Source organism: Binatus sp. (SeqCode) (assembly GCF_050013435.1).
In the GTDB taxonomy this organism is placed as follows: domain Bacteria; phylum Desulfobacterota; class Binatia; order Binatales; family Binataceae; genus Binatus.
In genome coordinates, this window is the sequence record NZ_JBEKFG010000142.1 from 1 (window position 1) to 3,265 (window position 3,265).

2 protein-coding genes and 1 pseudogene are annotated in these 3,265 nt (G+C 61.2%); 1 reads left to right on the plus strand and 2 read right to left on the minus strand.

The features are described 5' to 3' along the window. On the plus strand, positions 1-2,100 hold a 2,100-nt coding region (locus ABSB13_RS16905), incomplete at its 5' end, for an FAD-binding and (Fe-S)-binding domain-containing protein (protein WP_428110517.1). A gap of 184 nt (positions 2,101-2,284) precedes the next feature. Here ABSB13_RS16905 and ABSB13_RS16910 read toward each other — a convergent pair. Together ABSB13_RS16910 and ABSB13_RS16915 are read right to left on the minus strand one after the other, a co-directional pair. Next, positions 2,285-2,500, minus strand: a pseudogene (locus tag ABSB13_RS16910) (FAD-binding protein); the annotation flags it as partial. Between the two features lie 144 nt (positions 2,501-2,644). After that, positions 2,645-2,815, minus strand: coding sequence for a phasin family protein (locus tag ABSB13_RS16915; protein WP_428110519.1), 171 nt, complete (start codon positions 2,813-2,815; stop codon positions 2,645-2,647). Between the last annotated feature and the right edge of the window lie 450 nt (positions 2,816-3,265).

Here is a 3,265-nt window from a genome sequence, read left to right on the forward strand (position 1 = left end):
TCGGAGGGCACGCTTGCGTTTATTGCGGAGGCGGTTTTCGAGACGATCGCGGACGATCAATACCGGCTCACGTCGTTTATGATCTTTCCTGACATGTATGCGGCCTGCGCGGCGGTAAAGCCATTTGTCGATCATGGTGCGGCCGCGGTCGAGTTGGTCGATCGCGCGTCGCTGCGTGCCGTAGAGGGCAAGCCCGGGGTGCCGGACCGCTGGAAAACATTGCCCGAGACAGCGACCGCGCTGCTCGTCGAGTTCCGCGCGCCAAATGACGCCGCCCGCTGCGAAGCGGAACGCATCGCGAATGCGATATTGGCCGGGCTTACGCTGCTGGAGCCCGCGGAGTTCACGCGGGACCCGGTGCTTGCGGCGCAGTTTTGGAACGTGCGCAGCGGGCTACTTGCCTCGGTCGGCGGCGCCCGGCCGTCAGGCTCATCGTTCATTCTGGAGGACGTGTGCTTCCCGCCGGAGCGGCTCGCCGACGGCGCGCTCGATCTGCAGGCCCTGTTCGCCAAGCACGGCTATGCTGGAATCGTCTTCGGACATGCCTCGGCCGGTAACTTGCACTTCCTCATCACCCCTTTCCTCAATGACCCGAAGGAAATCGCTCACTACGGCGCGTTCCTGCATGATGTCGTTGAGTTGGTGGTCGGTAAATACGACGGCTCCCTCAAGGCCGAGCATGGCACCGGACGCAACATCGCGCCCTACGTCGAGCGGGAATGGGGGACGAGACTCGCGGCGTTGATGTGGAAGCTGAAACGGCTCGCCGATCCCCAGAATATTCTGTCGCCGGGGGTCATGCTGACGGCGGACCCGCAAAGCCACCTCAAGGATCTGCAGACTGCGCCTACGATCGACGCCACTGTCGACCGCTGCATCCAGTGCGGCTTTTGCGAACCGGTTTGTCCGAGTCGTAACTTGACCACGACTCCACGTCAGCGGATTGCGCTGCGCCGGGAGATGGCGCGACAAACCGCGGGCTCAAGAGTGTCCGCGGGGATTCTCGCGGACTACGACTACGACGCCATCCAGACCTGCGCGGGCGACGGGTCTTGCGGGATCGCCTGCCCCGTGGACATCAATACCGGGGCGCTGATGAAACATTTCCGTCATCTCGAACACGGGCCGCGCGCCGAACGTCTCGCTGCCACGTTCGCAAAACGGTTCGGCACAGTGGAGCGCGTCGCGCGTCTCGCAGTCGGCGCCGCCGATGCAACTGCAAAAGTGCTCGGCCAGCGCACGGTCACCGCAGTGACCGATATGGCCCGTACGTTCGTGAGCAAGGATCTCATGCCTAGCTGGCTGCCGAACATGCCAGCCGCGGCCAAGCCGAAGCTGCCCAAGGCGCCGCGGGAAGGTGCTGCCAGCGTCTACTTCACCGCATGCGTCAACCGCATCTTCGGCCGGATAGCTGGTCAGGACCATGAGCTGTCACTGCAGGAGGCAATGATCGCTGTCTCGGCACGTGCGGGGATGCCGCTGTGGATTCCCGAGGATGTCGGCGGCCATTGTTGCGCGACGATCTGGCACTCCAAGGGTTACGTCGAAGGCAATGCGGTCATGGCGAACCGCACCGCGGAAAGTCTGTGGCGTTGGAGCGACGGTGGCAAGCTCCCGATCGTTTGCGACGCAAGCTCGTGCTCGTTTGGTATCACCAGCGAAATCGTCGAGTATCTGACGCCGGAGAACCGCGAACACCACGCGCAGCTGACGATTCTTGATTCAGTAGCCTGGGCACACGATCGGTTGCTGCCCAAGCTCGAAATTCGGCGCAAGGTCGCATCGGCGGTTCTGCACCCTAGCTGCTCGATCAATCACCTAAAGCTCGCGAAAAAGCTCCATGTGCTCGCGGCCGCGATGGCCGACGAGGCAGTGACGCCGGCGTCTCACGAGTGTTGCGGCTTCGCCGGCGACCGTGGCTTCCTCCATACCGAACTCACCCGGTCGGCGACGGCCGAGGAGGCGGAGGAGGTTCGCGCGCGCAAGTTCGATGCCTATCTAGGCAGCAACCGCACATGTGAGATTGGCCTGAACCTCGCGACCGGCAGAGACTATGTGTCTTTTGTCTACCTATTGGAGGAGTTGACGCGCCCCACATAAGCTGGTCGGACATTGATCTTCGCGTAGGGCGGAGCTTGTCGGAAACCGGGAGAGCCTAAGATGTCGCAACATCCTGCATTGCTGTATCTGCGGAACTCCGAGAAGGGAAAGGTAGTTACGGCGGCCGAGGCCGTGCGCTTAATTCGCGACGGCGACGCAGCCTGACGGACCGGTTCTATTCCGCCCCGCCCGCGACGGTGTCGTTGAAATGATCCTCGAGCGAATCGTGGGCCTGCACCACCCCGGCAGAGCCGCCTTCGGCTGCGACGGTGTGGCTGCGCATCGGGTAGACTTTCGAGATCAGCGCGATCGTGAGCCCGCGGTCGGATTCGGCGGCGGCGATCGCCGCCCGCAGGCGCGCGCTGCCGACGATAGCGATATCGGCCTGAATCAAATTCACGGCGCGCCCCTTCTCGTACGAGGTACAACACAACCCCGGCGCTCAGTTGTCCTAGGCGCCTTCCAAAATCTCGGAGCGAACGGTGTCGCGCTCACAGGTGGAGAGGTTCTTCTTTCCGTGCGGCATCCGCAACGCCGGCGATGCTCAAGTCGCAGTTTGTCCGAGTTCTTTGGCCTGCTCACGCAACGCCGCGGTTTGCGCCTTCACGAAGTCGGTCTGAATCTGCACCATATCCATCACGTCCTTAGCGTTGACAAGCTTCTTCGCGAATTCGAACGAGACAGCGCTTGCCGAGGAGATAGTTGCTGATGACAAAACTCCATATGAGGTCGTTGGCGCGCAGCATATTGAAGGCTATGGCCATATCGCGTGCCTGGCAAGACCCTTTGCGTTGGGAAGCAGATTGTCGTCCGGCACCACGCAGTCTTCCAGCGCGTAGCCGCTCGGCGCACGCCACTGCCTTCAGACAGACATTGTTTGGCGCCGCTCCCCGAAAGGGTCGAGCGGCGCTTTTGTTATTGACCGGCCATACGCTGGTCCACTAGGCCCTTCGCTTCGGCGATGACTTTATTCCGCTCGCCGTATTGACCTGTATTTGGAATTTTTTCGAAACTAAGAATACTCCCCGGAGCATATATGAAAATGCGCCACCCGGATCCAAATCGTCTTACCTTCAAGCGAAAGTCATTATAGTCAATGTCCTCTTCTCCCGGCGGCAGTACCATTTTGACCTCTTACTTTGACTTTAACTTGGTGTGGGGGTCA